We start from the raw sequence: 2,546 nt of genomic DNA, 5'->3' as shown, positions 1-2,546 counted from the left end.
TCGGTGAACAAGAAGTTCCAGCCGGACGTCCTCGTCCTGCCCGACCAGGAGGCGACCCTGCCCGTCCTCGCGGTCGAGGTTCTGCCCCGGTACGGCCGCACGTACGACACGCAGAAGAAGCGCACCGCCTTATCGGGGGATACGGCCCGTCAGGAGGATACGGCCCGCCTGTCGGCGGATACGACCTGCTCCGGAACGTCCAACCAGAACGACTGACCTTCGGGGGTGATGGTCGCGCCGAACCGGGTGTGGTCCGGGCGTCCGGCACGAAGCCACCGGTCATAGGCAGCTTCCAATTCGTCCCACAGTCGCCGCGGCCCATATTGGCGCACTTCGTGTTCGTCCGTCCCAGAGCTGAAGGAAGCCCAGGAGCCGGAGGCGAAGTGTGACACCCGAAGGATCTCGGTGCCGTCGCAGGCCTCCCGCTGTCCCGCCACCCAGCCGGGAAGCATGAGGCCGAGGGCGAATCCGGCCTCGAATTCGGTGAACGGCGCGCGCGGGTACAGGCGGGTTGTGGTGATCCGGGCGTCGTCCTCGTTGTCTCCCCACAGGGCTGCATCATCTCGTTGGTTACGTAGACGCATAAAGCCTGCCACGTCGTGGAAGCGGCCCTGGGCGGTGCCGTCGCCGTCGACGGTCAGACACAGGAACGCCTGACATTCGAAAAAACCACTGACCAGGGGAAGCACGATCCGACCACCGGGCCGGGTCTGTTCCACCCAGGCGTAGGGGATCTGCAACGCGCTGGCGGTGGCCATCATCCGGTCGTAGGGGGCTCCGTCGGGATAGCCGAGGACGCCGTCGCCGGTGACAACTGTGACCGGATGTCCGGTCCTGCGTAGGGCCTGCCGGGCGTGCTCGGCGATCACGGGATCAACCTCGACGGTGGTGACGCGTCCGGGTGCTGCTCGCTCGGCGAGTACAGCGGCGTTGTAACCGGTACCGGCCCCGATTTCCAGGACGTCCATGCCCTCTCTCACGTCGAGCAGGTCGAGCATCCTGCTCATAACCCGGGGTGCGCTGGAAGAGCTGGTCGGGATGATGCCCTTACCGTTGTACTCGTCCGTCCCGTCGTCGGCCTGGGTGACGATCGAGTCGTCACTGTTGACCAGTTTCAGCCATGCGTCGGGGTTGTCGGCCCGGTCGAGCGGGATCATCCATCCGTCCTCGCGTCTGATCCAGATCACGTCGGGGATGAAGTCCTCGCGTTTCATTCTTTTCCCGTCCCGCTGCATGTCGAGCATGCCACGCTTTGCGTTTGTTTCCCACCTTCCCCATTACCGTCGGTGGTAATTATGATCCTCCCGTCGCCTTTGCATCGCGGGCAGTCCGGCGGGGGCTTTGCGTGTTTCCCCATGTCCTTGCCTTTCCGGCGGGAGCGCCGTTCAGCGGCATATCGCGATTGTGCAGAAAATCGCCGGCCGACTCTCTGTGGGGGCCGAGCACGGTCGCAGATCAAGTACGATACCCGACAGGGGTATGGTGCGGCTACGTCTGCCGGGTCGGGTCCTCATGCCCGCCAAACCCGGTAGGCCCCGGAGTGGCTCCACGGCTGGTGCAGGGCCCCGGTCCATGCCCTGCTGGCTGCTGTCATGTGGTAGTGGGCCGGCTGGACGTAACGATGAGTAAGATTAGTATCCCGATTCACGACTGTCGGCCAAGTTATGATAATGGAAGCGGCTGCCCGCCATGTGGCGTGGAGAGGTCCCACGCAGAGGCGTTAAGGTCTTCGTCGAGGCCGTACGGCGCGAAAGGGGACCAATGTCCAAGGCTGATTCCTTCGTCCACCTTCACGTGCACACCGAGTACTCGATGTTGGACGGTGCGGCGAAGGTCGGCCTGCTGTTCGCCGAAGCGGCCCGCCTGGGCATGCCCGCGGTGGGGATGACCGACCACGGCAACATGTTCGGTTCCTATGAGTTCCACCAGGCCGCAAAGAAAGCCGGCGTCAAACCGATCATCGGCATAGAAGCCTACATTGCGCCGGAAGCCCGCCACCACAAGAAACCCGTCTTCTGGGGTGACGGTGCGCAGCGCGACGCAGACCCGGACGGCGAGGGCGGCGACGTCTCGGGGAGTGGCGCCTACACCCACATGACAATGCTGGCGGCCGACTCGACAGGTCTGCGTAACTTGTTCCGGCTGAGCAGTATCGCCTCGCTCGACGGCTATTATCGTAAGCCCCGGATGGACCAGGAGCTGATCGCCGAGCATGCCGAGGGCATCATTGCCACGACCGGCTGCCCGTCCGGCGTGGTCCAGACCCGGCTACGGCTCAACCAGTTCGACAAGGCGCTCCAGGCCGCGGCCACCTATCAGGACATCTTCGGTCCGGACAACTACTTCCTGGAGCTGATGGACCACGGGCTCGCGATCGAGCGGAAGGTCCGGGACGGGCTGCTCGATATTTCCCGCCGGCTCAATCTGCGGCCCCTGGCCACAAACGACAGCCACTACGTCACCAAGGACCAGGCCGAGTCGCACAGCGCCCTGCTGTGCGTCGGCACCGGAAAGCGGCTCGACGACCCGAAGCGATTCAAGTTCGA

Annotated in this window: 3 protein-coding genes; 2 read left to right on the top strand and 1 reads right to left on the bottom strand. The window is 64.4% G+C overall.

Annotated elements, in window-relative coordinates; all coding sequences use genetic code 11:
• The coding region (locus DD1DGNOD_RS28295; protein ID WP_206443327.1) for a hypothetical protein at positions 1–216 on the top strand (216 nt) is incomplete at its 5' end.
• Here the strand turns inward: DD1DGNOD_RS28295 and DD1DGNOD_RS20220 are convergent.
• Entirely contained in the window at positions 150–1,244 is a 1,095-nt protein-coding gene (locus DD1DGNOD_RS20220) for an rRNA adenine N-6-methyltransferase family protein (RefSeq protein ID WP_241255863.1), read from the bottom strand. The genes DD1DGNOD_RS28295 and DD1DGNOD_RS20220 overlap by 67 nt on opposite strands.
• A 517-nt stretch (positions 1,245–1,761) precedes the next feature.
• Here DD1DGNOD_RS20220 and DD1DGNOD_RS20215 point away from each other — a divergent pair.
• A partial coding sequence (locus DD1DGNOD_RS20215) for a PHP domain-containing protein (RefSeq protein WP_131770827.1) occupies positions 1,762–2,546 on the top strand: 785 nt, incomplete at its 3' end.

It is taken from the genome of Candidatus Protofrankia californiensis (assembly GCF_900634765.1).
In the GTDB taxonomy this organism is placed as follows: Bacteria; Actinomycetota; Actinomycetes; order Frankiales; family Frankiaceae; genus Protofrankia; species Protofrankia californiensis.
Note: the sequence above shows the minus strand (reverse complement) of the source record. Positions and strands in the feature narration are given on the sequence as shown.